The sequence below is a fragment of the Herbinix luporum genome (genome assembly GCF_900070325.1).
In the GTDB taxonomy this organism is placed as follows: Bacteria; Bacillota; Clostridia; order Lachnospirales; family Lachnospiraceae; genus Mobilitalea; species Mobilitalea luporum.
This window is the reverse complement of sequence record NZ_LN879430.1, coordinates 578,131-604,613: the sequence shown is the minus strand read 5'-3', so window position 1 is coordinate 604,613 and position 26,483 is coordinate 578,131. Positions and strand designations below refer to the sequence as shown.

General features: G+C 34.1%; 22 protein-coding genes and 1 tRNA gene. 6 read left to right on the top strand and 17 right to left on the bottom strand.

Annotated elements, in window-relative coordinates:
- Positions 1-40: 40 nt before the first annotated feature.
- The 4 genes from SD1D_RS02855 to SD1D_RS02840 all read right to left on the bottom strand — a co-directional run bounded on the left by SD1D_RS02855 (position 41) and on the right by SD1D_RS02840 (position 3,817).
- A tRNA-Met gene (locus SD1D_RS02855) sits at positions 41-114 on the bottom strand.
- 186 nt (positions 115-300) lie between these two features.
- Positions 301-1,041, bottom strand: coding sequence for a pyruvate formate-lyase-activating protein (gene pflA, locus SD1D_RS02850; protein ID WP_058257523.1), 741 nt, complete (start codon positions 1,039-1,041; stop codon positions 301-303).
- Between the two features lie 85 nt (positions 1,042-1,126).
- Positions 1,127-3,352, bottom strand: a complete 2,226-nt coding sequence (gene pflB / locus SD1D_RS02845) for a formate C-acetyltransferase (protein ID WP_058257522.1) — start codon at positions 3,350-3,352, stop codon at positions 1,127-1,129.
- A gap of 231 nt (positions 3,353-3,583) precedes the next feature.
- A complete protein-coding gene (locus SD1D_RS02840) occupies positions 3,584-3,817 on the bottom strand; it encodes a hypothetical protein (protein ID WP_058257521.1) in 234 nt (77 codons plus the stop codon).
- 230 nt (positions 3,818-4,047) lie between these two features.
- Between SD1D_RS02840 and SD1D_RS02835 the strand changes: the two genes are divergently transcribed.
- A complete protein-coding gene (locus SD1D_RS02835; RefSeq protein ID WP_058257520.1) occupies positions 4,048-5,718 on the top strand; it encodes a hypothetical protein in 1,671 nt (556 codons plus the stop codon).
- A gap of 9 nt (positions 5,719-5,727) precedes the next feature.
- Here SD1D_RS02835 and gatB read toward each other — a convergent pair whose 3' ends face one another.
- The 6 genes from gatB to dapF all read right to left on the bottom strand — a co-directional run bounded on the left by gatB (position 5,728) and on the right by dapF (position 13,048).
- Positions 5,728-7,158 carry an Asp-tRNA(Asn)/Glu-tRNA(Gln) amidotransferase subunit GatB gene (gene gatB / locus SD1D_RS02830; RefSeq protein WP_058257519.1) on the bottom strand — a complete coding sequence of 477 codons (1,431 nt, stop codon included), beginning with the start codon at positions 7,156-7,158 and terminating at the stop codon, positions 5,728-5,730.
- Positions 7,159-7,197: 39 nt separating this feature from the next.
- On the bottom strand, positions 7,198-8,652 hold the full coding sequence (gene gatA, locus SD1D_RS02825) for an Asp-tRNA(Asn)/Glu-tRNA(Gln) amidotransferase subunit GatA (protein ID WP_058257518.1): 1,455 nt from the start codon (positions 8,650-8,652) through the stop codon (positions 7,198-7,200).
- Between the two features lie 12 nt (positions 8,653-8,664).
- Positions 8,665-8,952: an Asp-tRNA(Asn)/Glu-tRNA(Gln) amidotransferase subunit GatC gene (gene gatC / locus SD1D_RS02820; protein ID WP_058257517.1), complete on the bottom strand. Its 288-nt coding sequence runs from the start codon at positions 8,950-8,952 to the stop codon at positions 8,665-8,667.
- Between the two features lie 104 nt (positions 8,953-9,056).
- Complete coding sequence (locus SD1D_RS02815; protein ID WP_058257516.1) at positions 9,057-11,102, bottom strand: LTA synthase family protein; 2,046 nt, start codon at positions 11,100-11,102, stop codon at positions 9,057-9,059.
- A gap of 9 nt (positions 11,103-11,111) precedes the next feature.
- Entirely contained in the window at positions 11,112-12,140 is a 1,029-nt protein-coding gene (locus SD1D_RS02810; RefSeq protein WP_058257515.1) for a S66 family peptidase, read from the bottom strand.
- A gap of 65 nt (positions 12,141-12,205) precedes the next feature.
- Entirely contained in the window at positions 12,206-13,048 is an 843-nt protein-coding gene (gene dapF, locus SD1D_RS02805; RefSeq protein ID WP_058257514.1) for a diaminopimelate epimerase, read from the bottom strand.
- Between the two features lie 174 nt (positions 13,049-13,222).
- On the opposite strand from dapF, the gene SD1D_RS02800 reads away from it, so the two are divergent.
- Positions 13,223-13,876: a PilZ domain-containing protein gene (locus SD1D_RS02800; protein ID WP_058257513.1), complete on the top strand. Its 654-nt coding sequence runs from the start codon at positions 13,223-13,225 to the stop codon at positions 13,874-13,876.
- Between the two features lie 184 nt (positions 13,877-14,060).
- On the opposite strand, the gene SD1D_RS02795 is transcribed toward SD1D_RS02800, so the two are convergent.
- The gene (locus SD1D_RS02795) at positions 14,061-14,969 is read right to left on the bottom strand and encodes a diacylglycerol/lipid kinase family protein (RefSeq protein ID WP_058257512.1); all 909 of its coding nucleotides are present in this window, start codon (positions 14,967-14,969) and stop codon (positions 14,061-14,063) included.
- Positions 14,970-15,213: 244 nt separating this feature from the next.
- Here SD1D_RS02795 and SD1D_RS02790 point away from each other — a divergent pair, with 244 nt between their 5' ends.
- Positions 15,214-15,654: an Hsp20/alpha crystallin family protein gene (locus SD1D_RS02790; RefSeq protein ID WP_058257511.1), complete on the top strand. Its 441-nt coding sequence runs from the start codon at positions 15,214-15,216 to the stop codon at positions 15,652-15,654.
- A gap of 69 nt (positions 15,655-15,723) precedes the next feature.
- Here SD1D_RS02790 and SD1D_RS02785 read toward each other — a convergent pair whose 3' ends face one another.
- The 3 genes from SD1D_RS02785 to SD1D_RS02775 form a co-directional block, all read right to left on the bottom strand.
- Positions 15,724-17,376 carry an extracellular solute-binding protein gene (locus SD1D_RS02785; protein WP_058257510.1) on the bottom strand — a complete coding sequence of 551 codons (1,653 nt, stop codon included), beginning with the start codon at positions 17,374-17,376 and terminating at the stop codon, positions 15,724-15,726.
- Positions 17,377-17,467: 91 nt separating this feature from the next.
- Positions 17,468-18,337, bottom strand: coding sequence for a carbohydrate ABC transporter permease (locus SD1D_RS02780; protein ID WP_058257509.1), 870 nt, complete (start codon positions 18,335-18,337; stop codon positions 17,468-17,470).
- Positions 18,338-18,353: 16 nt separating this feature from the next.
- On the bottom strand, positions 18,354-19,133 hold the full coding sequence (locus SD1D_RS02775) for an ABC transporter permease (protein WP_242955245.1): 780 nt from the start codon (positions 19,131-19,133) through the stop codon (positions 18,354-18,356).
- 507 nt (positions 19,134-19,640) lie between these two features.
- Between SD1D_RS02775 and SD1D_RS02770 the strand changes: the two genes are divergently transcribed.
- Positions 19,641-20,441: a helix-turn-helix domain-containing protein gene (locus SD1D_RS02770; RefSeq protein ID WP_058257507.1), complete on the top strand. Its 801-nt coding sequence runs from the start codon at positions 19,641-19,643 to the stop codon at positions 20,439-20,441.
- Between the two features lie 100 nt (positions 20,442-20,541).
- Here the strand turns inward: SD1D_RS02770 and SD1D_RS02765 are convergent, their stop codons facing one another.
- The 3 genes from SD1D_RS02765 to SD1D_RS02755 are packed head-to-tail and all read right to left on the bottom strand — an operon-like array spanning position 20,542 to position 23,272.
- Positions 20,542-21,210, bottom strand: coding sequence for a DUF4956 domain-containing protein (locus tag SD1D_RS02765; RefSeq protein WP_058257506.1), 669 nt, complete (start codon positions 21,208-21,210; stop codon positions 20,542-20,544).
- On the bottom strand, positions 21,207-21,917 hold the full coding sequence (locus SD1D_RS02760; protein ID WP_058257505.1) for a polyphosphate polymerase domain-containing protein: 711 nt from the start codon (positions 21,915-21,917) through the stop codon (positions 21,207-21,209). Before SD1D_RS02760 ends, SD1D_RS02765 begins: the two co-directional genes overlap by 4 nt.
- 17 nt (positions 21,918-21,934) lie before the next feature.
- A complete protein-coding gene (locus tag SD1D_RS02755) occupies positions 21,935-23,272 on the bottom strand; it encodes a CotH kinase family protein (RefSeq protein ID WP_058257504.1) in 1,338 nt (445 codons plus the stop codon).
- 280 nt (positions 23,273-23,552) lie between these two features.
- Here SD1D_RS02755 and SD1D_RS02750 point away from each other — a divergent pair, with 280 nt between their 5' ends.
- Both SD1D_RS02750 and SD1D_RS02745 read left to right on the top strand, forming a co-directional pair.
- Positions 23,553-24,557 carry an Ig-like domain-containing protein gene (locus tag SD1D_RS02750; protein WP_058257503.1) on the top strand — a complete coding sequence of 335 codons (1,005 nt, stop codon included), beginning with the start codon at positions 23,553-23,555 and terminating at the stop codon, positions 24,555-24,557.
- 298 nt (positions 24,558-24,855) lie between these two features.
- On the top strand, positions 24,856-26,481 hold the full coding sequence (locus tag SD1D_RS02745) for a DUF1538 domain-containing protein (RefSeq protein ID WP_087758733.1): 1,626 nt from the start codon (positions 24,856-24,858) through the stop codon (positions 26,479-26,481).
- Positions 26,482-26,483: the final 2 nt, after the last annotated feature.

The following is a 26,483-nucleotide window of genomic DNA, read 5'->3' as shown; positions in this document are numbered from 1 at the left end:
CGTTACAAAATAATAATATTTTGTAACGACTTTTATAAAATAGCGAAGGACGGATTTGAACCGCCGACACTGCGGGTATGAACCGCATGCTCTCGCCAACTGAGCTACTTCGCCTTATTATATATGGCCTCCAAAAGAAGCACTTTATCATTATATTCAGTCCTAGCAGTTTTGTCAAGATATATAATTCAATAATTTTATCATATAAATCTTACTTTCTTTATCATCTGCAATCAGCCTAATATAAAAGTGAGGCACCGATTATTCAGCTATGAAAATCAGTGCCCCATTTTAATATATTTAGGTATTTGTAGATACTATCTTACCATTTGTTGAAAGGATATCAATTGCCTGCTGCATAAGTTCTTTACTTGGCTCCTTAGTGTCAGCCAGCTTATAATCCAAGCCCAGTTCCTGCCATTTGTACTCACCCATCTTATGGAAGGCAAGAAGCTCAATTTTCTCCACATTAGTAAAAGTATCAAGATAGTCTGATAACTTTTTTATGCTTTCCAAATTATCGGTAAGCTGTGGCACTAGGACATAACGTACCCATGTGGGTATGTTTTTTTCTTTAAGGTACTCCAAGAATTTCAAGGTAGGACTTAAAGAAACTCCCGTTACTGTCTTATAGACCATGGGATCATAGTTCTTAATATCAAGCAGAACCAGATCGGTATATTTAAGAAGTTCCTTTACTGTATCATTAAATATAAATCCTGAAGTATCTATAGCTATGGAAATTCCTTCAGCCTTACACAATTTACTAACTTCCAGGATAAATTCAGCCTGAAGCAGCGGTTCACCGCCGGTAAATGTTACTCCGCCTCCGGAAAAATTCATAAAAGATTTATATTTTATGATTTCCTCCATTAATTCTTTAGGGGTATATTCCTTTCCCTTGTTTACTTCCCAAGTGTCAGGATTATGGCAGAATTGGCATCGCAAGGGACAACCTTGCATAAATACCACAAAACGTATCCCGGGTCCATCTACAGTACCAAAACTCTCTAACGAATGAATCCTCCCAGGGTTAGCCATATGCACCCCCCTTTCTAATCCGAACATAGTATACTTATCTTTATAGTTAGTATACCCATTATTATGGTTATTGTTCCTCTACTTTCTATCTTTCATGGAAGGTACGATGAATAACATCCAACTGCTGTTCTCTATTTAACTTAATAAAGTTAACTGCATATCCGGATACACGAATAGTTAACTGTGGATATTTTTCCGGATGTTCCATTGCATCTAAGAGGGTCTCACGATCAAATACATTGACATTGATATGATGCCCTTTATTATGGAAATATCCGTCTAAGAGTCCTACCAGGTTGTTTACCCTATCCTCCATATTTTTACCTAAAGCCTTAGGAACAATGGAGAAGGTATAGGAAATACCGTCCTGTGCATGTCTATAAGGTAGTTTTGCAACTGAAGACATAGAAGCAACAGCACCCTTCTTATCCCTTCCATGCATGGGATTGGCACCGGGAGCAAAAGGTTCCCCTTCTTTTCTGCCATCCGGTGTACTTCCTGTCTTTTTACCATAAACAACGTTAGAAGTAATAGTTAGTATAGAAAGAGTGTGCATTGCATTACGATAAGTTTTTACCTTACGAAGTTTATTCATAAAGTTTTCCACAACATCAATTGCAATCTGATCCACCCTGTCATCATTATTACCAAAGGCAGGATAATCTCCTTCTATTTCATAATCTACGGCTAGACCTTCTTCATTACGAATTACCTTAACCTTAGAATATTTAATAGCTGATAAAGAGTCAGCAACTACCGATAATCCTGCAATTCCGCAGGCCTGGGTACGAAGAATATCTACATCATGAAGTGCCATTTGTAGTCTTTCGTAGTTATACTTGTCATGCATATAATGAATGACATTAAGGGTATTTATATATAATTCAGATAACCATTCAAGAACCTGGTCAAATTTAGACATTACTTCATCATAATCTAAGTATTCGCTTGTTATGGGAGCAAACATAGGACCAACCTGATCTCCTGACTTCTCATCCTTACCACCGTTAATGGCATAAAGTAAAGCTTTAGCCAGATTAGCACGGGCTCCAAAGAACTGCATCTGCTTTCCGATTCTCATGGCGGATACACAGCAAGCAATTCCGTAATCGTCACCCCAGTAGCCTCTCATGATATCATCACTCTCATATTGAATAGAGCTGGTATCAATAGAAACTTTAGCACAGAACTTCTTAAATGGTTCCGGTAAAGCTTCAGACCAAAGTACTGTAAGGTTTGGCTCCGGAGCAGGTCCTAGATTATAAAGGGTATGAAGAATTCTAAAGCTGGATTTTGTAACTAAGGTTCTTCCGTCTAATCCCATACCACCGATGGATTCAGTAACCCAAGTGGGATCTCCTGAGAACAAATCATTATATTCAGGGGTTCTTAAGAATCTTACCATACGCAGTTTCATAACAAACTGGTCAATAAGCTCCTGAACCTCCTCTTCAGTTATTAATCCATGTTTTAAGTCTCTTTCATAATATATATCAAGGAAGGTGGATACACGGCCAAGGCTCATGGCTGCACCGTCCTGTTCCTTTATGGCACCAAGATATGCAAAATATGTCCACTGAGTAGCCTCAAAGGAGTTCTTAGCAGGTTTTCCTATATCATAACCATAAGAAGCTGCCATTTCTTTTAGTTGTTTTAGGGCTTTAATCTGCTCAGATAGCTCTTCTCTTAAACGAATATCAGAGGATACTAATGTAGGAGTCTCCAATAATTTTTTCTCATTCATCTTATCCTCAATAAGTAAGTCTACACCATATAATGCTACTCTACGGTAGTCACCGATAATTCTACCTCTTCCATATGCATCAGGCAGACCGGTTATAATACCTGAATGTCTTGCCTTTCTCATGGCATCGGTATAGGCATCAAAAACACCGTCATTATGGGTTTTTCTGTTCTGTGTATATATTTCCTCTGTTTTCTTATCAAGAGTATAGCCGTAGGATTCCAAGGCCTTTTTAACAACACGGATTCCCCCGTTAGGCATAATACCTCTCTTTAAGGGTTTATCAGTTTGAAAACCAACAATTACTTCATTTTCCTTGTCCAAATATCCGGGGCCAAAGCTTGTAATAGTGGAAGGCTTTGATGTCTCGGCATCAATTATACCTTTTTTATTCTCCTCTTTCATCAATTCCTGGGCCTTTTCCCAAAGCTTTAGTGTCCTTTTTGTAGGCCCCACTAAAAATGTATCATCGCCCTCATAGGGTGTATAGTTATGCTGTATAAAGCTTCTGACATTAATATCTGTGGTCCAACTTCCATGGTTAAAATCATACCATTCTTGTCTCATAGAACTTTCCTCCTTATGGAAAAAATAATCATCTTTATATTTTTACTTCCCTTAAAACTACAGGCAATCGGCAATTATTTTATACCAATTTAACTGAGTTTATATCAAAGGAAGACGAAATATCACTTACAATATAATGATAAATAATTCAATGTTCACTGTCAATAGTAAATGATAATAGCAATCATTAAATATATCCCACTAATATATAGATTTTGCACAATTAAATTTTTAAGACTTAAATAGTTCGGACATTTCTGTAAATAACTTAATATCCTCTTCTGTCAATTTCAAATTAGATGTAATTTGCTTCCCATCTTCTGTACTTACACTAATTTCAATTATAGTACCTTCTTTTATATAGTTATTTTTTAAGGCACCAATAAAATTAACGAATTTCGGATGGTTTCTTGCAAAGCTTTCCCATGCCCCTTTTATTTTAAAAATTTTAGCTGGGTTAAACATATTCTTCATCTCCTATCTGTACATTAAAACATTAATTTATCTTACTTAAGTAATAAATTATGCTTAACTTCAGTAGTAACTATAATATTTTACAGGATTAATAGTTTTTAATCAATGATTCAAATCACATTTCTAGTTATTACTTCTACTTATTTAATTTTACCAAAAGCCGATATAATTAATATAATATCAAAATAATTTCAAGTGTATTTAAAAAGGATGTTGTATATATGGAAATAAACGATTACAGCTTAAAACATAATAGACTCCATAAATTGGCAACCTCAGAATATGAAGCTTCTCAGGCTAAAACCCAGCAGCTTAATCCCTCAAAGCAAGATCAAATGCCAGCTGCCATAAAAGGGGAAATCATTGATCTAAGATATCAGGAGGTTACCATCAGATTAGAACCAAGTGGTCAGATAATTACAGCCAATGTACTTGGTGACCTCCCCCTTTACATAGGTCAAAAAGCAGAATTTCTAATAGCCGATGATACAAAAGGGCAAATTACCTTACGTTATATAGAATCCCTTTCTACTCCTATGTACGATATAGCTCATAAAGCCTTGTTTGCTTCCGGACTTGCAGTCTCAGAAAGAAATTTGGCTATAGTTAAGGAACTTTTAAATTATCAAATGCCGGTTGACAAAAAAACTATTCTTAAGATGATAAAACTTACCGGTAGCTATCCCGATACCGAAATTAAAAATCTTGTATTAATGCTTAAAAAGCAACTGCCCATTACTCCAAATAATATTGCTCAATTTGAAGCTTATCAAATGGGCAGGCATCAAATAATAACAGAACTTAATAAATTAATAAATAATATCAGTCTGACTCTTAATAATGCGGCAAACAATACCCCTAATATAGAAAATTATAATCAACTGTCTCCTTCAACTACAGATATGTCCTCAAATAATCCTCTAACAGATAATATTGATATTACAAATTTTAATAATAAAGCTGCTATCTTTAATGAGAAGTATATAGATATAATTCGCCTAAATAAAGAACTGTTATCTATTTTAAAAGCCGATGAAAACAGTCCTGCTACTTATGATACTTCGATAAAAGACACAATGTCTGATAAAGAACTTATAAAAGTGCAGGAAGCAATATCTGATATATTAGAAGAGGCAAAGATTTTAAATGCAAATTATATAAATATAGATTTATATAAAAGTCAAATTAGTGATGGTTCTATAACTTTAGGAAACTTTTTATCGCTTATTAGGGATTTACTTCCTACTAATAATGACAAGTTAATTAAGTTTATAAAATCCGATACTTATAAAGAGCTAATAAGCGAAACCTTCCATAATCGCTGGACCCTAAGTCCAAAAGAAATTTTAAAAGAGAAGAAAGTTAATAGATATTTTGATAGCCTATATGATGATTTAAAACAGCTTAAAAAGATTGCCGACAAGCTGCCCCAGGCAGATAACATAAAAGAACCCATAAATAAACTGCAGGATAACCTGCAGTTTATGAGAGACCTTAATGAATTGTTTTTATATCTGCAACTGCCCCTTAGGCTTACGGACCAAGATGTTCATGCTGATCTTTATGTCTTTAGTCGCAAGAATAAGAAACATCTTGACAATGAGCAGTTAAGTATCTTACTACATCTTGATATGGCTAATCTTGGCCCCATGGATGTACATATGACCATACAAAAAAGAATAATTAACATGGTTATTTATCTTGAAAAATCATCCCAAGAATTAATATCCCAGCATCTTAATGAACTTCAAGATAAGATCTTACAAAAAGGCTATCAGCTTCTGGTTAAGACCAAGGTATCGGATAAAAAGCCGGATTTTATCACAGATATATTACAAGACGATACTTTAAACCAAGGCTTATACCGCTACTCCTTTGATATTAGAGCCTAATCATATAAATTATTTTAGAAGTTCTTTTACTATGGTATTTATAAGGGAAGGGTCTGCCTTCCCTTTTACAGCTTTCATAGTTTGTCCCACTAAATACCCCATTGCCTTAGTCTTGCCATTTTTATAATCAGATACTGACTTTGGATTTTCTTCAAAAACCTGTAAAACTATGGTACGAAGATTATCATAATCAGATATTATACCTAAGTTATTACACTCTACATATTCTAAAGGATCTATATCTTCTAAAAAGACTTTTTCAAAGACTTCTTTTGCAACAGTTCTGTTTATTTTTCCCTTGTCAACCATCATGATTAGTTTTGATAAATTTTTCGGGGAAAAATTCATATAGTCAGGCTCTATTTCCTTTTCATTTAAAAGCCGCATCCCTTCTACCATCAGCCAATTAGATACTTCCTTTGGCTTTTTGCAAAGAATAGTGGTTGCTTCAAATATATCAGCCATTTTCTTAGAGGCAGTAAGAAGCTTGGCATCATATTCAGGGATACCATATTCCTTCTGATAACGAATTATTTTTTCATCTCGAAATTCAGGCAAAAGTGACCTGGCTTTGCTAATCCATTGATCAGAAATTCTTATAGGGACAAGATCCGGTTCTGTAAAATAACAATAATCCTGTGCCTCTTCTTTTGATCTCATCCTTAGGCTTTCATTTTTTTCATCATCCCAGCGCCTAGTCTCCCTAACTACTGCTTTTCCTTCTTCCAAAAGCTTTATCTGCCTATTTTTCTCCCCCTCAATGGCCCTTGCAATAGCCTTAAAGGAATTCATGTTCTTTATCTCTGTTCTTGTTCCCAGCTTCTTATCTCCTATTTTCCTTACGGAAATATTAATATCTACACGAAAAGAACCCTCTTGCATCTTACAATCGGATATGCCCAGATACATCATAATCAATTTTAGTTTTTCTAAATATGCTAGGACTTCATCTGCCGAGCTTAAATCCGGCTCACTTACAATTTCTATTAAAGGAACTCCTGCCCTATTAAAATCTATTAAGCTTATATTATTCTTAGAGTCATGAACTAGTTTACCGGCATCCTCTTCCAAATGAAGTTCATGGATGCCGATCTTCTTATCACCTTTACTTGTATTAATAGTAATATAGCCGTCCCTGGCAATAGGAAAATATAATTGAGATATCTGGTAGGCCTTGGGAAGATCCGGATAAAAATAATGTTTTCTATCGAACATGCACTCTTTAGTTATAGTACAGTTAAGGGCAAGCCCTGCTGCCAGTCCATATTCTACGGCTTTTTTATTTATTACCGGAAGAGCCCCGGGCATTCCTGTACATACGGGACAACAATTGGTATTGGGCTTACTTCCAAACTTAGTAGAGCAGGCACAAAATATCTTAGAGGCCGTGGAAAGTTCCACATGTACCTCCAATCCTATAATTGTTTCATATTGTTTCATTCCTACTCTCACTCCTTATAGTTATTATAAAGACTACACCTAGTCTAAATTCTGTGGTCCCTCATAATCATAAGGCTTTGTTTTTTCAAATGAATATGCAGCCCTAATTATTTTATTTTCATCAAATTTATTTCCTATAATCTGCAAACCTATAGGAAGTCCTCTCCGGTCCCTGCCACTGGGAATACAGGCTGCAGTAAGCCCTGCTAAATTTACAGAGGTATTTAAAATATCCGAACTGTCACTGTTACTGTTAAGAAGCGGGGCTGTATTGGGGGATGTGGGGCTGATTAAGATATCATATTTTTTAAAGGCCTCCTCATAGGCTTGACTTATAATTCTTCTTATCTTTCTTGCCTTATTAAAATATGTCTCATATTTATCGGAGCTTAGGACATAAGTTCCCAACATAATCCTTCGCTTTACTTCATATCCAAAAGCTTGACTTCTGGATTTCTTATACAAGTCCTCTAGATTTTCATATTCCTGGGCACGATAACCATACTTTACCCCATCATATCTTGACAAATTAGAACAGCCTTCTGCATAAGCAATAACATAATAGACCTGTGGGCTATACTCCAGCTCTTTCATATCAAAAAATTCTATATGTGCCCCTTTATCTTCAAAGATTTTTATGGCCTCTAAGAAATTCTTGTGGACATCTGCCTCTAGATTCTTATTTAGATACAAGTTCGGAACACCTATTCTCATTCCCTTAATATCATCAATCAAAGCCTGGCTATAAAGATATCTTTCCTGCTTTACGGAAGTGGAATCCTTAGGATCATAACCAGATATTACCTCTAAAAGAGCCACGGCATCTGCAACATTTCTACTAAGGGGTCCTATCTGATCAAGGGAAGGGGCATAAGGTATCAACCCATACCTTGATACAGTACCATAGGTGGGTTTAAAGCCTACCAAACCACAGTATGCGGCCGGCTGCCTTATAGAACCGCCGGTATCAGACCCTAAGGAAACAAAGGCTTCATATGCAGCAACAGCCGCTGCAGAACCACCGCTAGATCCTCCGGGAGTATGATTTACATTCCATGGATTTTTTGTTATACCAAAATATGAAGTCTCTGTATTACCTCCCATTGCAAATTCATCTAAATTGGCTTTTCCGATTAATACTGCACCGGCATTTTTAAGTTTTTCTATTACGGTAGCATCATAGCTTGGTACAAAATCAGCAAGCATCTTAGAGGCAGCAGTTGTTTTTATTCCCTTTGTACAAATATTATCCTTTATTGCCACAGGCACTCCGGCCAAGGGAGAATCTATTAAATCCCCTGAATCTATTCTTTCCTGAACCAATTTGGCTTGTTCTCTGGCTTCATCTTCCATAACAGTAATATAACTATTATATATTGGCTCTCTCTTTTTAATGACTTTTAGCTGTTCATTTACAACTTCAATCACCGATAATTCATTATTCTTTATCTTTCCTGATAACTCTAGTGCTGATATCTTTGTTATATCGCTCATAGTAACCTCCGTCTATTCTACTGTCTGGGGCACCACATAATATCCGTCCTTGCTTTTTGGTGCCCTAGTAAGCAGTTGCAATTCTAAATCCTTATTTGAAACCAAATCATCACGAAATACATTCTCCTGGCAACTTACATTAGACATCGGTTCAATATTATCAGTATTAATATTATTCATTGTATCAATTGTTTCAAGTAGCTGATTTAAATCAGAAATCAGCTTGTCCTCTTCAAATTCTGATAAAGATAACATTGCTAAATCTGCAATGTCTTTAATATTATCCTTATTTATCTGCATCTTGTTTACCTCGTTATATTTTAGTAAGTTTTATTCTTTTGTACTTTATTCTACTCTACCCTAGGCTTCAATATTTAATTATATTTAAGAAACCATTAATTTCTTTAATTAAATCCTTCAGGATAATTAGGAAATATATATCGATAATAATCATTATTTAATATGCTTTTTGATACATTAAATTTGTTTTTAATTATATTATTAATATTTCGGACATAATCCGAGGGTATTTCTTGATTGGTAAGGTTAATCACTTCACCTGTGTTTGAATTAAACATAACTTTATCGGTTATAAAACTTCTGTTGCCTAATATAACCAAAGGTTCGGCATCAGATAAAATATCCTGCCCCATTAAAAGCCTTGAATCATAGGTTAGGCCAAATAGATTACTAAGAGTGGGCAAGATATCAAGGCTTGAAGCCGGTTTATCCACAACAATCGGCTTTTTCATAGAAGAATTCCACAAAATAAAGTGATTTTTATACACCTCAAAATTTGGATCCAGCTCATAGCCTGCCAGCTCATCTAAATTTTCCTTATCCCAGCCGTAAGGATAGTGGTCTGCACTTAAGGCTATAACAGTTTTATCAATTATACCCTTATGGGTTAATCTTTCTATCAATTCATAAAGTGCCCTATCAAGCTCTATCTGACAGGCGATATATGCTTTAACCTCTGAAGAATAAGGCAAATCCTTAACTAAATTTTTATTTTTATATGACATACTATTACCGGCAAATGTATAATTCATATGTCCGCTTACAGTCAGATAATAAACATGAAAAGGCTCCTCATTAATATATTCATCAACTGTATACTTAATCATCTCCCAATCAGAAGCCGGCCACACATCAGTATCAAGTATAAGACCATTTCCCTTAGCCTTAAATTTATAGCCCAAATTTGGATGGGTTTCATTTCTCTCATAGTAAGTATAGGTATGGTTATGATAAGCCTTACTTTCAATACCTAAGAGATTAAATTGATTACCTAGGGCAAAGGGCATTAGATTATTCCTAGAATTATACATACTCCTAGTTCCTATGGGTATTAAACCGGTCATGGCAACATATTCACCATCACTGGTACTGGTCTGCCACAGGGCTGTATAAAAATTATTAAAAACAAAGCCCTCTTTTGTCAGTTTATATAAGGTGGGAGTTAAATCCTTATGAACTGCATAAGGAGAGAAGCCCTCTGCAGTTATCATAATAAGGTTATAGCCCTTAAACATTCCTGTGTATTTATTCTTATTGGTAGGCTGAACAGAGGCAAAATATTGATGAAGAGTCCGAATCACTTCATTCTCTTCATTTCTGGCTAATACCTCAAAATCAATATCCATAATATTAGGACTTGTATCTATTGGTATAGGGGTTGGACTTACTGTAATTATCGGTTTTTTTTCTTTTGGTGTATTAATAGTTTCTTTATGAGAATCTACCAAAACCAGATCATCATCTTTTAAAAGACCGACAAAATCAAATCTTGTTAAAGTAATAACCCCTAACTGCCTTCCGGTAAGCTCAGGAACCTTATTGTGATGATATAAATCATAGGGTGTATAGTCAGCCTTCCCATAAACCGGCAGAGAAAGCAAGGCAATAAAATGACAAGCCCATATACCCACAAAAAGAATCCCCTGTTCATTAAACTTCCTTTTTTCACATAGGAAAATATCTTTAATCATAAAATGCAAAACAAGTAATGGCAACATTAATAAAAGAAGCGGCAGTAAGTTAGACAAAATTGCATTATTTATATCATCTCCAAACTCTGATATGGCCTTTTGTGCCATCCCTAGGGTCTGAAAGGAGAAATATACTTTAAAAACACTGTAATATACCAACTGTAAAGAAAAAATCAAACATGAAATAGCCGTAACTAACCACATAATTATAATATTTACATTTCGGCTAAAAAACCCCGTAATTATAGTAAAGAAAAGTCCCATTGGTATTGCAAATATAATAGGATATATAATCTTCCCGTCTATGGAATGATAAATAAACAAATGGGTTATTATTTCAAGATAAAATAGACTTCCTAAAAAAAATATCAAAGGAAATAAAAGGTTTCTTTTAGGTATAGAACTAAATAATCTAGTTATAAAATCCTGAAACCTTGATAAACAGGGTTTTATTTTCATGTGATATGGCTACCTTCTTTCAAAAATAATATTTCCCTTATTATTATAAGCCTTTACGGTTGCAATAGCACCATTTATCATAGTAAATTGTGGATGTTTATGTCCAATATCAGCTTCCATTATTATAGGCAGGCCTAATTCTCCTAATACACTGCTTATAGCCTCTTCATAAGATATATCAAAGATATTATCATACATAGCCGGACGGCCAAAGATAAAACCTACAGCATTTTTAAACCAACCGGCTTCTTTTAACTGCCAAAGTCCACGGATTAAAGCTGCACTATTAAGATCATAGCTTTCCAAGAACCACAATATACCATCTTCCCTATATTTCTCTACAAATTCTTTAGTTTTATCAAATCTGGTACCGACCAGATTAAGCAGGCAATCAAGGCAGCCTCCTAAAAGTCGGCCTTTTATATGAATTTCCTTATTATCATTTGACCCTGAGGGAAGGATATTTTTCCACTGTACTTCTCTTTCCAGCACAAATTCTTCAAGACCGGTTATTCTTTTATAATATCCGTCCTGGTATAAATCAAAACTTTCCTGTAAAATATCATTCCCTTCTAAAATAAGTATATTATTTGATAGGGATTTATGCCATTTTGCCATGCCAAAAGTGCTAAAATTATAAGAATATATGGTAGCAATATCAAGATTAGTGGTTATGGTAAAATTTAAACCTGTTGTATCTGAAAATCCCTGGATCCATTTTGGATTATCTAAAATAAGGTTAAAATCAATATAGGGAAGCATTTCCACCAGAAAATCTCCCCCACTGGCAGCAAATATTACCCTTACCTTGGGATCCTTATAAAGCTCCATTAATTCCTCAGCTCTAGTTTTGCCATGGCCACTTCGGCCTTTATGGCATGTTTTTACGTTAGGGGTGGTAATAACATAATATCCCAGCCTCTTAAAATGACTTATTGCATTATCTAGGCGCCTATAATCTGTTTCACCGTCAAAACCTGCAGATGTTGCCGTTACACCTATACAATTTCCTTTTTCCAGATTGACAGGATATATCATAATAATTACCTCCATAAAATCATCTAATATACTATATCATATTCTTGTACTAATTGCCTATTATTTTATAACTGAATCTCTCCTTCAAACACTGTAACTGCCGGTCCTGTCATATATACTAGGTTATTATCTTTATCATACCTTATATGAAGATCTCCTCCTAGTAAGGATACTTTTACTTCATCTTCCGTAAGTCCATTTAATACACAGGCTACCACAGAAGCACAAGCTCCTGTTCCACAAGCTAAGGTTTCCCCAGAACCTCTTTCCCATACCCTCATCTTTATGTGATTTCTATTAATAACCTGTATAAATTCCGTATTTACCCTATCAGGAAACATTTCGTGGTTTTCGAATAATGGTCCTATAGTCTCAATGGGAATATCATCTGTGTTTTCAACAAAAACAACTGCATGGGGGTTACCCATAGACAGACATGTAATTTTATATTCCTTTCCCCCTATGATAATGGGTTCATTCACCAGGATTTCTTTATCTGATATAACAGGAATTTTTTCAGGTGCAAAAATAGGATTTCCCATGTCCACTGTTACCTGGCTTACCTTACCATTGTCAATAGTAAGGTCCAAGGTCTTTATTCCACTTAAGGTTTCGATTTTCACTTGTTTTTTATCTGTCAAACAATAGTCATATACATATTTTCCCACACAGCGAATCCCATTGCCACACATTTTACCCCGAGAGCCATCATTATTATACATATCCATAAAAAAATCCGCCTTCTGGGAGGGTTTTATAAGAATTAATCCATCTGAACCTATACCATAATGTCTATCACTTACCTGCCTGGCTACATGGGGGATATTATCAATTTCTATTTCTTGATTTTTTGTGCAGTCAACATATACATAATCATTGCCACAACCCTGCATCTTTGTAAATTTCATAATATACACATCCTTTATATGTTTAATTTGCTTTACAAGTAATTATATTGTAAGTAATTCTATAATCAGTAAATAGATATAAAATCTTTCTTAACTATGTATTATCTTGTTGAAGTTTATTTAATAATAAAATATACTAAAATTAGTTACCCTTAAGGAGGTGCCAACCAGTATATGACCATTGAAGATATGCCCATTGGTACTAAGATAGATATCGAAGTACGATTTAGCGGACGTAATTTTACTTTCAATAGTGAAATGGTTTTATTGTTAGATAAAAATTCCATATTAATAAATCCTATTGTTGTAAATGACAAGACATTAGGCTTTAATGACTTTATAACGAACCTAGTTGCAATCGTAAATAACAAAGCATTTCTATGGGAAAACGTTAAAATTAATTTAGTAAGATACGAAGGTGCAATTTATCATAAAGTCACTTTAGAAGGAGAAGGCAAATCATATAATCGCAGAGAGGCCTTTAGGTTGTACATAGGTGAAAATATGACTATCTATTATAATACCGCCTCTGGCCCAACTCAAATATCAGTATTGGTCAAGGATATAAGCGAATCAGGAGTTGGCTTTATTACAAAGGAAGAATTAGATGTCAACCGTATGATTCGCCTAAAAATTAAGGATCAAAATGTCATTTTAGATTTAACCGCAGTTATAATACGAAAGGAACATCTACCCCATCTTAATTCCTTTCTCTTTGGTTGTAAATTCAATGAAAAAAATAACCGACTGGGTAAATATATTGCAAGAAGACAGGTAGAGATATTACGAAGTAAATTAAGAACCATTTCCTCTAATTCTAAAAAGTAATCCATAAAATATATTTTTATAATTGACCCCAACCTCTTCCTTAATATTCAGATTAATAATTCATTTTTAATAGATTCCAACTCGGCTTTACACTCTATATACCGGGTTGGATATATTTTTTATTCGTAGTTTATTATAAACCTTAGTTTTATATATTTCAAACAAACCATAAATAAAGTATATTTTAAGTTATTATATGAATAGCATTTGGAATATTTTGTATTCTTACTTCATTAGCCCCAGGCTCATATTCTCCGTCAATAGACCAGGGAATTCTTTCTTCCATATAAAATTTTGCTTCCGGTGCTTTAATAAATTGAATTAACTTATCCTTATATTCTCTTTTACTAATTGATATAAGCAATCTGCTAAGCTCAATGGGTGTTTTGGGATTCTGTATCAAGATAATCTCAAACAAACCGTCATTTAAGTCAACTCTATTAGTATCTAACTTTAAAAGGCCACCGATAGATAAAGAATTGCTGACAGCACCAAATATATAATCACCTTCATATACCTGTCCGCCGGCTTCTACTTTTACATGATAGGGTCTTATGTTGGGAATGTCTTTCATACCTTCTAGTACATAGGCCAGGTGACCAATTATATTTTTATATGATTGAGGTGTAGAATAAGATGTTCCGGTAAAGGCACCAAAGGAAGCAATATAGCTAAAATATCTCTTATCATCAAATAAACCTATATCTACTGTTCTAACCTGTCCATTGATTATGGTCATAGCCGCTGTTTCCATTCGATCCGATATATTAAGACTACTGGCAAAATCGTTGGTTGTACCGGAAGGAATATAGCCTAGGATAATTTCTTTACCTAGCTTCATTATTCCTGATATAACTTCATTTAAAGTTCCGTCTCCACCGCTACATACAATAATATCAAAGTTATTGCCATATTCTAGTACTAAATTTGTGGCATGCCCTTTAGCCTTAGTTTTCATTACAGTAGTTTGATAACCATGGTCTTGAAATAATTTCAATACCTGTTTTAAGTTGTATTTTCCATGGAGCTTTCCTGCTATGGGATTTACGATAAATAATAATTTATTATTTGTTAAATTTGCTAAATTGGCCATTAATCTTTGCCTCCTTGATAATATGACCCGGATTATATTCATATTATATATTATCTCAGTTATACTAATTTTTAGCATTCTTTTCAAGTGTATATAAGAAAATTTAAGTATACTTTAAGTTTTATTTAATTATTAATTTTTTATTAAATAAAATATTAGGGCTTGACAGGATATATTCTAGGTGTTATATTTCATATAGAACAGTTAGGTATGTTATAACATTTATGTTAAAGGAGGAATTAATATGTTATTACCAAGTATTTTTAACAATAACTTTGTTGATGATTTCATTGATGGTTTTGATGATATGTTTAACTTTCCAAGTTTTGGCAGATTTCCTGTATCCAACTGGATGAATACTAATGTTAAAGATTTAGGTGATGAATATCAGCTTGAAGTTGAACTTCCCGGCTTTGATAAAAAGGATATTACTGCTTCTTTAGACAAAGGATATCTCACCATTAGTGCCACTAGGCAGGAGTCTAAAGATAAAAGTGACAAAAAAGGCAGATATATTCGTAGAGAACGCTATAGCGGAAGCTTAAGAAGAAGCTTTTATGTAGGGGAAAATCTAAAGGAAGAAGATTTTAAAGCCTCCTTTGAGAATGGTGTATTAACACTGATTTTCCCAAAAAATAAAAGTGTAGCTAAAATTGAGGACAAAAAATATATTACTATCAGATAAAATTTACTTTATAATGTAAAAGGCCTGGACATAGTGTCCAGGCCTTTTGTTATATCTTGAAACTATTATTTAGTTGTTTAATGATGCCTCGTACTCTTCGTATTTTGCTGCACGCTCATCGATAATTTCTTGAGCACCGCTAGCAAGCCACTCTTCGATACCTGCATCCCAAACTTTATCAAAGTCTTCAGGAGCAGCAGTAACAGACTTAGCCATAAGCTCATTACCCTTATCAATTAAGGTCTGAGTATAAGGACCTGCAGCGCTTAATATTACAGGAATAACAATTGCAGAACGTCCATTACGTGTAGCATCTTCATACGCCTTAACAATCAGATCAGGTTCAACAGGATATGAGAAAGCAAGTGCTTTTGCATTCTTTTCTTCATCACCAACGTCAAGACCGTTAATCATGATGGTATAGTCAATGTTTTGTTGAGAGTTCATGATTTTCTCACCCTCAGCAGCTATAATCTTAGGAATTCCATCTACCATCTCATGAGTAACTCCTTCTTCACCAATCTGTAAGAAGTAACGGTTCTCAAACTTGGATAACCAGTTGATGTAGCGAAGTGCAGCTTCTACATTCTTACTGGAAGCAGGAACAAAGAAGTTAACACCGGCAACGTCATAAAGAGATTTTTCGGTTACACCATTCGCGTTCTGGAAAGGATCGATTGAAACAATTTCAGCCTCAGGAACATTTTCTTGCAGATCTTTTAATAATCCTGGAGTTTCACGGTATGGTTGATCCCAGTTATGAATAAAGGCACCGGCAACACCCATCTTAATCAAGTTATCACTGTCTGTATCGTCTTTATAAAGTGCAAATTGGTTATCAATTAAGCCTTCATTATACATCTTATTTAAGAAACGAACGCCTTCCTTATAACCGGGAAGCAGATAATAACGATCTACAACAGTATTAATCCAACGATCCTTATCGCTTAAGTTAGGATCTATAAAGGATTCAATTAATGTTGCTGCTCTCCAGCGAATATCACTGGTCATAGTAAAGGGAACAACCTTGTCTTTACCAACACCACCGGGATCTTGCTCTTTAAATGCAACTAAAGCTTCATAGAATTCCTCAGTAGTAGTAGGTAGAGGTAGGCCTAGCTTATCAAGCCAGTCTTTACGAATGAATGTTCCAATCTGAGCAACATTCATACGACGTGCAGGAATGGAGTATACTGCACCGGTCTCTGTGTCCATGTTACGATAAATCAGATCATGACCAGGTACTGCAGGGTCGGGACCAAGGAATGCCTTCAGATCAGGCAGATGACTATCAATATATGGAGCCAAATCTGCAAGACCACCTAAATCACGATAGTTAGCAATTAAGTCACCGCTGTATGTTAGACATACATCAGGAGCAGTATTTGCAGCCATTAAGTTATTAAGCTGCTCTGTTTCTTCCCAACGGGATACCGGAACGAAAGTTACCCCAATATTAAGCTCTTCTTTAACTTTTTCTTTTATCCAATCGGTATAAAAGTTATTAGCTGGGTCAGTCTTACCGCCGTCAGTACCACGATCGAAGATTTCAACTGTGATTTCAGCATACTCAGGCTTATCATCACCTGACTCTACAGGTGCCTTTGTAGGCTCTGTTTTGTCGTTGCCACCGTCTTTGTTATCACTTTTAGTACCACATCCCCCTAAGACGCTGACAATCAAAGTGCATATAAGCAAGATTGACAACAATTTCTTTTTCATGTTACATCCTCCTATTTATATTTTTTTATAAATAACAACGTAAGCTAAGCTTATCGTTGAAATCTAACAAAACTTAAATAAGCTTTTATAACTATTCCTTAATTGCTCCAAGAGTTACACCGGCAATAAAATAACGTTGCAGCCAAGGATAAACCAGCAATATAGGAACTGTCGCAAACATAACGGAAGCTGCCTTTAATCCTTCACTTGCAACCGGTGCAGCAAAACCTTCCTGCTGAGAAGTCTCAATTGAAGATCTATTATTAATAATCTGATATAGCTTCAATTGAATAGGTGCATATTTTGCCTTAGTTATATACATCAAGGCATCGGAGAAACCATTCCATCTGCCCACCGCATAGAACAAGGCCAATGTGGCTAGAACCGGCTTAGACAAAGGCAGATAAATCTTTAGTAGTATATTAAAGGGTCCGGCTCCGTCTAACTGTGCTGATTCACGTAAGCTTTCAGGAATACCAAAGAAAAAGCTTTTTAGTATAATCATATTAAATATAGACAGACAGTTAGGAATAATCAACACCAGCGGATTATCAAGTAAATTCAGCTGCTTCATTAATAAATAGTTTGGTATGGTTCCTGCACTAAAATACATTGTCAAAAGCATCATACCATTGTAAAATTTTCTACCTTTAAGATTATCATATATTAAAGGATAGGCAGCCAAAATTGTTATAATAAGTGAAACTACTGTACATATCAGTGTTAAAAGGGCTGTCCACCATAAAGAACGGACAAATGCCTTATCTTTCAAAACATAATGATATGATTCAAAAGTAAACTCAACCGGCCAAAATGAAACTCTGTTATTAATCATAGCTTGGGAAGAGCTTAAAGATCTAGCCAAAATGTTTACCATTGGCATTAAGCACAGTAAAATAAATACAAAACATAATGCCGCAATTATTAGATCTTCCATTTTTCTTTTTTTAGATTTAACCATTTCGTCAATTACCCCCTTACCATATTCCACGTTCGCCGAAACGTTTGGCGATTGAATTAGCTGCAAATAGGAAAATGACGCATACTACTGATTGGAACAATCCAACTGCTGCCGTAAGGGAGAACTGGAATCCCCTAATACCTACACGATAAACATAGGTACCTAAGACGTCAGCTACATTCATAACTAAGTCATTTTGCAAAGCAAAAGGACGGTCAAATTCACTACCTAAGATACGACCCATATTCATAATCAACAAGACCACAATAGTAGAACGTATTCCCGGTAAAGTAACATGCCAAATTTTCCTTAAACGAGATGCTCCGTCAACTTCGGCCGCTTCATATAATTCAGGGTTAATACCCGTAATCGCAGCAAGATAAATAATTGTATTCCAACCCATTTCCTTCCATAGACCTAAGGCAATATAGGTTGCTACATACAAACCACTAGTCTGTAGAAAATCAATAGAACCTACGCCCATCTTTCCTAAGAAAATATTTACAACACCAGTACGTGGAGCCAATAATTGCTTAGCAATACCACTGATAATAATCCAAGATAAAAAGTGTGGTAGATAAACAATTGTCTGGGTAAATTTTTTGTACCGTTTGTAAGCCAACTCATTTAAAAGCAGTGACAGAATAATAGGTAACGGAAAACCAAATATTAAGTCCAATCCGTTTAACATTATAGTATTACGAAGAGCATACCAAAAGTCTTTAGTATTAAAAGCCTTTTGAAACCACTTAAAAATAGGATCTGACCAAGGTGAGTCCCAAACTCCCTTGAACATATTGTAGTCCTTAAATGCCATAGAGATGTTTGTCATCGGTAAATAACGAAACACTATAGCAAATGTCACGGGTATAACCATCATCAAATAAAGGGTCCACGTCTTTTTTAAATATTGTAATACTTTACGCGTGGATCGTTTTTGTCTCATATTAATCCCCCTTGTACTTTTTAGCTAAAATTTGTGTTATGTTATATTATTAGTATTAGCACTCTTTGCATATTATAAAACAAAAAAAAAATAAAATCAATAAACTAAATATACAAGTTTTATAAAAGCGCAATCAGTACTACAACTAATTTTAAAACATTATAACAACAAAACATAGAAAAAAACATGGGTAAACTATTGAAAACATGTAAAAACTATGGGTAACTTAACATAATATTTTAATTTTTAATTAATTGACACCAATCTTCAATTCATATAAACTAAAATATAAACAATATAATATTAGATTTTTCGTATAATTTGTAAACTATTATATATTTTAGGAAGAGGAATAAAATGAATGATTTTGAGTATTTAGACAATATAGTAGTAACAGTTGATTACTATAATCATAGAAAATGTACACCCGGTTGGGAAATAGAGGAGTTTGTTACAGATTTTGTTGATATTACTTATGTGGTTAATGGAAAAGCTGAATATATAATTAATGGTACAAATTATACTGTTTCATCAGGAGATCTGCTTTGCATCCCCTATGATAGTAAACGTTCAGCCATATCTAACCCTGATTCTTTAATGGAGTGTTACTCTATTAATGGCCAAATACGTAATATTGATGGAGAAGATATCACTCTCCCACTTCCTCTTATATGTAATATTGGATTGCATACGGATATACTTTCTTTATATAGTAGTTTAAACACTGTATGGAACCTTAAAGATCCCGGTTATAAATTAAGAGCCAGAGGATTATTTCTTATGATACTGCAACGTTTCTTTCAAATTATAATATACCAGAAAGACACCAGTATTATGGATGCCAGAATAAAAAAAGTACTGCAGCATATGTCTAATCATTATCATAAACCTTTAACCGTACAACAAATGGCGGATATGGTTAACTTAAGCAAAATGTATTTTGGCAACTTATTTAAACAGGAAACCGGGATGACATTTAGAACTTTCTTAACCTTAATTCGTATGAATAAAGCAGAAGAAATGCTTTATAGCGGTGAATATAAAATCCACGAAGTTGCCGATGCCTGTGGATTTTCAGACGTGTTTTATTTTAGTAGAATATTTAAAAAGCATCGTGGAATTGCCCCATCAGATGCCATAAGAAAACGCCAAGTTTAGGATTATTTACATAAATAAATTTTCCTAAAGTTTTTAGTTTATAGGAGCTGTCTCAATATGATTTTGAAAAATTTCTTATCATTTTGAGACAGCTTTTATTCTACTCTCCGTAATCTCCTGTATAATCTATTAAAGCTGCACTATGTACTCCTTCAAGTTCCGATAATTCGGATACAAATCCTGTATCATTTGCTTTTAATTTCATTTCAATAGTTAATTCTATATTATCCTTATATATGGTTTTATTTTTTAAAGCATATTTCATACCAGACAATATTTTATCTACTTCTTCGCCAGCTTTCTTATTATGTTTTACAATAAGTAAGTATACATGAACAGGGGTCTTTACTTTTACCAGGAATATATATACTAAAGAAATTATAATTGTAGACACAAAGGATAAAAGATATAAACCGGCTCCGCAAGTTATACCTATAGAGATTGCAAAAAACATAAATCCCAAATCCAAAGGATCCTTTATTGCAGTACGGAATCTTACGATTGATAATGCACCGACCATACCTAAGGAAAGTACAATATTGGAGCTGATAGTTAATACAATAAAGGCTGTAACCATACTTAGTAGTACCAGTAATACATTAAAATTATGGCTATACAAAACTCCTTTATAAAAATGTTTGTAGATAAAATAAATTATCATACCACAGATATAAGCTGACAACAGGGCTAAAATAATACCGGCAAAATTTAAATCCATGGAAGCGTCATTAATAAAGCTTTTTTTAAATATATCAGAAAATTTTATCATAATATTCTCACCTTTCTATTAAGATCTCTGCACATTACATATTTAGATATGGCGCATTGTATCATGGTACCCCCCTGAATTAATTTCCATATATGACTGGGGATATAATCATCATATTTCACTTCTAAAACCATCATATTCTGTAAATTAACACCAACTAGCTCATAATCAGGATCAAAGATATCTAAAGAGCCGATTGATGCTGATATATTCTTATCAAAGGTTATTCTTACATTTCCATATTCATGAACATATGCCTCCCTTTGATACTCTACTACTGTTACAGGCCTAAGGACTTTTGTCTTATGGGCAGCATATAGATTTCTACATACTTCCTCCTTCCTAGATATTAAAAATTCATAGTCTCCATTTAAAATACTGTCATATTCCTCTCTAGTTAAGGGTGCCCATTCCTTTGATATGTAATGATTATACTTACTTTTACATTCCAGTTTTATAATCCTGTCATTACGGTCATATAATCTAATTCTATATTTTTTCCTAAACCTTGTACCATTTAACTTATCATTCATAGCAGACTGATACATATCATCAAAATAAATGCTGGATATTAGATACCCCTCATTATCCTTCATATTAGGATCTTTTTGAAGAACATGGCTTAATCGTTTTCTTAGCTTATGATACAGAAAGGTATTTATATAGAATTTGTATTCATGCCTAAGCTTATGTCCTAAATATTCCATAGACTATCTCCTATTAATTATTTATATGAATAAACTTCATACCACTTTAAAAACTCCTGATAGTTCCTATAAATTTTTTCATCAATCTGATCTATATAAGCCATATATTCAACCATGGGTATATTTAACAGAAGATTATCCGGATACTTATTCATCATTTCTAATAATATAGGCTTATATGTTTTTTTCAGAGCCTTGATTTTATTAGGTGAAAAAGATTCAGATATTAGTTCTTCAATTTTATCATGAAGTTTTCTTAAGTTTCCTTCCTGTTCTAAGTATCTTCTATGTAGATTCACATCCCTCAACTTATCCAGTATACTTGGCATATCCTCATCTTCTTCCATCCATAAAAAGATTCCATCAAAATCCCAAGGAAGAAGGTACCACATCGATGAATCACTGGGGTTATATAGTAAAAAGCCACAAGACATGGCATCCACATTCCCCAAAAGTATATTAATTGACAACCAGGTCAGATAATTTTCTTCATGAAAATAGCTGTGGAATAACTGATTAAACTCCTTATTTTCATCATTAATATCCTTTAGCATCTTAATAAGTTTAGAATGCTCCTTACCTTCCCGTATACTAAGAACTGTCTCAAAAGCCTCCTTATTATACAGAGGATCATCCACATTCTTAAGTTCCTTAGTAAGTTGAAAATCAAAATTCTCAGCTCTATATATACTGCCGGCAACATCCAATCCCCTAGCTTTTAAGTATGCCTTATTTGGCTGTTCTATATGGGTATATAAACCATAGGGTACAAAATCACCCTCTTGTTTATCGTCCCTTATATAGACTCTGAGAAAGTTGGTACGAAAGCCGTATATATGGTCTATATCTTTTATCAGATCATGGGCCAGTTTATTGGCTATTCTGCTGGGATCCCTAAGATTCTTATTAATATTAAATACAGATTGTCCCCAATAAGCACCATCTATAAGCTTTATCCTATAAGACTTTAAAGCTGAACCACGATTACCCCTGACTCTTATGCTTGCATTGGGAGATCTCATTTGATATAGATTAGCTTCTTTATTACTTGTTACAAATTGCACATTTGCATCTAACTTAGGATTATTTTCTTTATCCCAATTAGCAGTAATATCAAAGGAAGAAAAATCATATAAATTTCCTTCTTTATTTTTAGTGGGAAATACATTTATATATACATCAGTTACTTCTCCGGGATTATAATTAAGATAAAGGCTTTTATTTTCTTTTATATCTATATCATAGGGATTAGATAAAACTTCATTACTACTATTCTTATAAATGAAAAAAAATAAGACTAAGGCAATAATAACTGAAATATATAAAATAGTCTTTTTAATTTTATCTTTATTCATAGAATTACTCCCAGCATCTGTATAAATTAATCATATTATATTTCATTTTCTATTATTTTTCAACAAATCATACAAGTTTTATACAAAATTATTGTTTTTCTAGAAATAATAAGAAAATCAATTTACTAATTAACAAAGTTTTTAATAATATTTGTGCCAATCTACAATTTTCTTGTCATTATAAATATATATATTTACATTCGAATTAATAACTGTTAATATATGGTAGAGTTTACTGTTATTATATTTTCCTCACATTCATATAGAATGGAGGATGCTAATGACTAAATCTAAAAAAATCTTAATTTCTGTTTTTTTATCTTTTTTACTCATTTTTCTTAGTTTCTCAAACATAAGATATGTGGAAGCTTCTAACTCTCTCTCCTTTGTCCTTTTATCAAGATATAAAAAAACCGTAAATATCGGCGATGAGTTTTATATTATTGCTCTTACTTCCAATGGGAAAAAACCAAAATGGTCGAGCAGTAGTTCTAGCATTGCTTCTGTCAATTCCTATGGAAAAGTTACTGCAAAAAAAGCCGGTACAGCTACAATTACAGCTAAAATTAATAATGCAGAAGCCTCCTGCAAAGTAACGGTTAAGAAAACCACAATTACAATCAGCCAATCTTCCATCTCTATAGAACGGGGTGAAAGCTATACCCTGTCTGCAACCACCTCTAACAAATCCTCAGTTACTTGGAAAAGTAGCCGAAAAAGCGTAGCCACGGTTGACGACCAAGGGAATGTACTGGGTTTAAAACCCGGGGAAACTACCATAACTGTTACTGCCGATGGCAGTAGGGCAAGCTGTAAGGTCAAAGTCAAACATCCCACAGTGACCTTGAATAAGAAGAAAATTACCTTATACCGGGGGCAAAGTGAAAAATTAATTGCCAAGGTATCATCGGGAGTAGATCCTAGTTGGAAGTCCAATAAAAAAACCGTGGCAATCATAAACCCAGACGGTACGGTTACGGCAATTAAAAACGGAACTGCCATTATAACAGCTACTGTTGATGGTGTTTCTCAAACCTGTGAAGTTATAGTTAAAAAACCTCAAATTAAACTTAGTGCATCTGAGATAAGCATAAAAACCGGGGAAACTAAGCTCTTAAGTGCCTATGTTTCCTCCGGCAATTATCCGGAATGGTCTAGCAGTAACCCAAATGTTGCAACCGTAAATTGTCTAGGCCAAGTTACAGGGGTAAAAAAAGGCAGGGCTTATATCTATGTTAAAGAAGATGGAACTAAGGTACGATGCACTGTTTATGTAACTGAATAAAATAAAAGATCATTTATTTATAATAAGTTGCATCATTTAATTTACAATGTGGGGAATATACAGTAAACTTATTCTTTATACTAAGAAAGGATATTGGAAATCCAATATCCTTTCTTACCTTATTAATTTTGCAAATGTTCATACTATTTATACTTTTTTAACATTTGCATGTTGTGCTTTATGTTGAATTGCTTTTCTAAATTTAGTATAATAGATTATGTATGCATAATTTTCTATAGCTATTTACAACACCCCGTTGTGGCTAAAGATGCTACTAAAAAAATCTGCGAGGTGACACATGAAAAAATTATTACTATCAAAGTTTAAGGAAGCAGCTTTATCAGTCCTTCCAATTATAATTATTGTAGCAATACTAAACTTTACTGTAGCTCCCATGTCTTTGTATAATATGATGCTCTTTTTAATAAGTGCTTTTGTTATGATATTGGGTATTGCATTATTTAACTTAGGAGTCGATATCTCCTTAATGCCTATAGGAGAAAATATAGGTGCCGCTCTTGTTAAAAGTAAAAATCTTATATTTATTATCTTTCTAACATTTTTAATTGGAGTTTTTGTTACGGTTGCAGAACCGGATTTATTTGTATTGGCAGGCCAGATTAACGGCGTCCCTGATGCTTTTATCATTATGGCTGTAGCCCTGGGAGTCGGATTAGCTCTTATATTGGCATTCCTTCGTATATTATTTCAGATAAAACTATCCTATATACTTATGGCATGTTATGCTATAGCCTTCATATTATCTGCTTTTACCGAGAAGAACTTTCTATCCATAGCTTTTGAATCCGGTGCTGTTACAACCGGACCTATTATGGTTCCCTTTATAATGGCCCTAGGACTCGGCTTAGCATCAGTTCGTGGCGATAAGACATCTGAGGAAGACAGCTTCGGACTAATATCCCTATGCCTTATAGGACCTATTATTACAGTTATGATTTTAGGTATGTTTTTTAATCCTGCCGGTGGAAGTGCCTTAACATTACCTGAAATAAATTCTATTTCAAATATCATTAGACTATTTCTAATAAACATACCTGAATATATGAGACAAGTTGCTTTAGCTCTATTTCCTATGCTGTTGCTATTTTCTATCTATCAGGTTACCAAATTACATCTAAGTAAAAAAAATATACTTAGAATAACTATAGGTACTATCTATACATTTGTGGGACTTGTACTTTTTCTTCTAAGTGTTAATATTGGTTTTATGCCTGCAGGCTATCTGTTAGGTAATACTTTAGTACAAAACATACCTACATGGGTTTTAGTTTTGATTGGACTAATTATGGGCTACTTTGTAGTAGCTGCAGAACCGGCAGTTTTTGTACTTAAGGAACAAGTTGAAGAGGTAACAGAAGGATCCATCTCAGCAAAGGCCATGGGTCTTGGTCTTTCATTAGGTGTAGGTGTATCAGTTGCCTTATCCATGATAAGGGTCATAACCGGAATATCTATACTATATTTTGTTATTCCCGGATACCTTATTGCACTGATTTTGACCTTTATTGTTCCCCCCTTATTTACATCTATTGCCTTTGATTCCGGTGCCGTAGCATCCGGTCCTCTGGCCGCCACCTTTTTATTACCTTTTGCTATCGGCGCCTCTGAGGCTTTAGGGGGTAATATATATTCGGATGCCTTTGGTATTGTTGCACTCATTGCCATGACTCCGGTAATAACCTTACAGTTATTCGGATTAACTTATGTTATAAAATTAAGAAAAATTCAAAATCAAAATCCCCTTCCTGTAGGAGATGATAATATAATATACTATGATGACGAAGATATAGAAGAAGATGTATCTTCTGATAATGTTGAAGAAAGAGTAGACGTAAATGATATTAACAGGTATAATAGCACAAAAGATGATGCCCATACTAAAAACATTGAAGCGGAGGTATAAAG

Excerpts from the sequence above, each read along its gene's own strand:
- gatA (WP_058257518.1), bottom strand. The coding sequence starts at position 8,652 with ATGAGCGATATAACAAAGATATCAGCACTAGAGTTATCAGGAAAGATA.
- SD1D_RS02795 (WP_058257512.1), bottom strand. The coding sequence starts at position 14,969 with ATGGCCAATTTAGCAAATTTAACAAATAATAAATTATTATTTATCGTA.
- SD1D_RS02760 (WP_058257505.1), bottom strand. The coding sequence starts at position 21,917 with ATGGAATATTTAGGACATAAGCTTAGGCATGAATACAAATTCTATATA.
- SD1D_RS02755 (WP_058257504.1), bottom strand. The coding sequence starts at position 23,272 with ATGAATAAAGATAAAATTAAAAAGACTATTTTATATATTTCAGTTATT.
- SD1D_RS02770 (WP_058257507.1), top strand. The coding sequence starts at position 19,641 with ATGAATGATTTTGAGTATTTAGACAATATAGTAGTAACAGTTGATTAC.
- SD1D_RS02745 (WP_087758733.1), top strand. The coding sequence starts at position 24,856 with ATGAAAAAATTATTACTATCAAAGTTTAAGGAAGCAGCTTTATCAGTC.
- SD1D_RS02780 (WP_058257509.1), bottom strand. The coding sequence starts at position 18,337 with ATGGTTAAATCTAAAAAAAGAAAAATGGAAGATCTAATAATTGCGGCA.
- pflA (WP_058257523.1), bottom strand. The coding sequence starts at position 1,041 with ATGGCTAACCCTGGGAGGATTCATTCGTTAGAGAGTTTTGGTACTGTA.
- SD1D_RS02785 (WP_058257510.1), bottom strand. The coding sequence starts at position 17,376 with ATGAAAAAGAAATTGTTGTCAATCTTGCTTATATGCACTTTGATTGTC.
- dapF (WP_058257514.1), bottom strand. The coding sequence starts at position 13,048 with ATGAAATTTACAAAGATGCAGGGTTGTGGCAATGATTATGTATATGTT.
- SD1D_RS02750 (WP_058257503.1), top strand. The coding sequence starts at position 23,553 with ATGACTAAATCTAAAAAAATCTTAATTTCTGTTTTTTTATCTTTTTTA.
- pflB (WP_058257522.1), bottom strand. The coding sequence starts at position 3,352 with ATGAGACAAGAATGGTATGATTTTAACCATGGAAGTTGGACCACAGAT.
- SD1D_RS02840 (WP_058257521.1), bottom strand. The coding sequence starts at position 3,817 with ATGTTTAACCCAGCTAAAATTTTTAAAATAAAAGGGGCATGGGAAAGC.
- SD1D_RS02765 (WP_058257506.1), bottom strand. The coding sequence starts at position 21,210 with ATGATAAAATTTTCTGATATATTTAAAAAAAGCTTTATTAATGACGCT.
- gatB (WP_058257519.1), bottom strand. The coding sequence starts at position 7,158 with ATGAAACAATATGAAACAATTATAGGATTGGAGGTACATGTGGAACTT.
- SD1D_RS02835 (WP_058257520.1), top strand. The coding sequence starts at position 4,048 with ATGGAAATAAACGATTACAGCTTAAAACATAATAGACTCCATAAATTG.
- SD1D_RS02800 (WP_058257513.1), top strand. The coding sequence starts at position 13,223 with ATGACCATTGAAGATATGCCCATTGGTACTAAGATAGATATCGAAGTA.
- SD1D_RS02815 (WP_058257516.1), bottom strand. The coding sequence starts at position 11,102 with ATGAAAATAAAACCCTGTTTATCAAGGTTTCAGGATTTTATAACTAGA.
- SD1D_RS02790 (WP_058257511.1), top strand. The coding sequence starts at position 15,214 with ATGTTATTACCAAGTATTTTTAACAATAACTTTGTTGATGATTTCATT.
- SD1D_RS02810 (WP_058257515.1), bottom strand. The coding sequence starts at position 12,140 with ATGATATATCCTGTCAATCTGGAAAAAGGAAATTGTATAGGTGTAACG.
- gatC (WP_058257517.1), bottom strand. The coding sequence starts at position 8,952 with ATGCAGATAAATAAGGATAATATTAAAGACATTGCAGATTTAGCAATG.
- SD1D_RS02775 (WP_242955245.1), bottom strand. The coding sequence starts at position 19,133 with ATGTTCAAGGGAGTTTGGGACTCACCTTGGTCAGATCCTATTTTTAAG.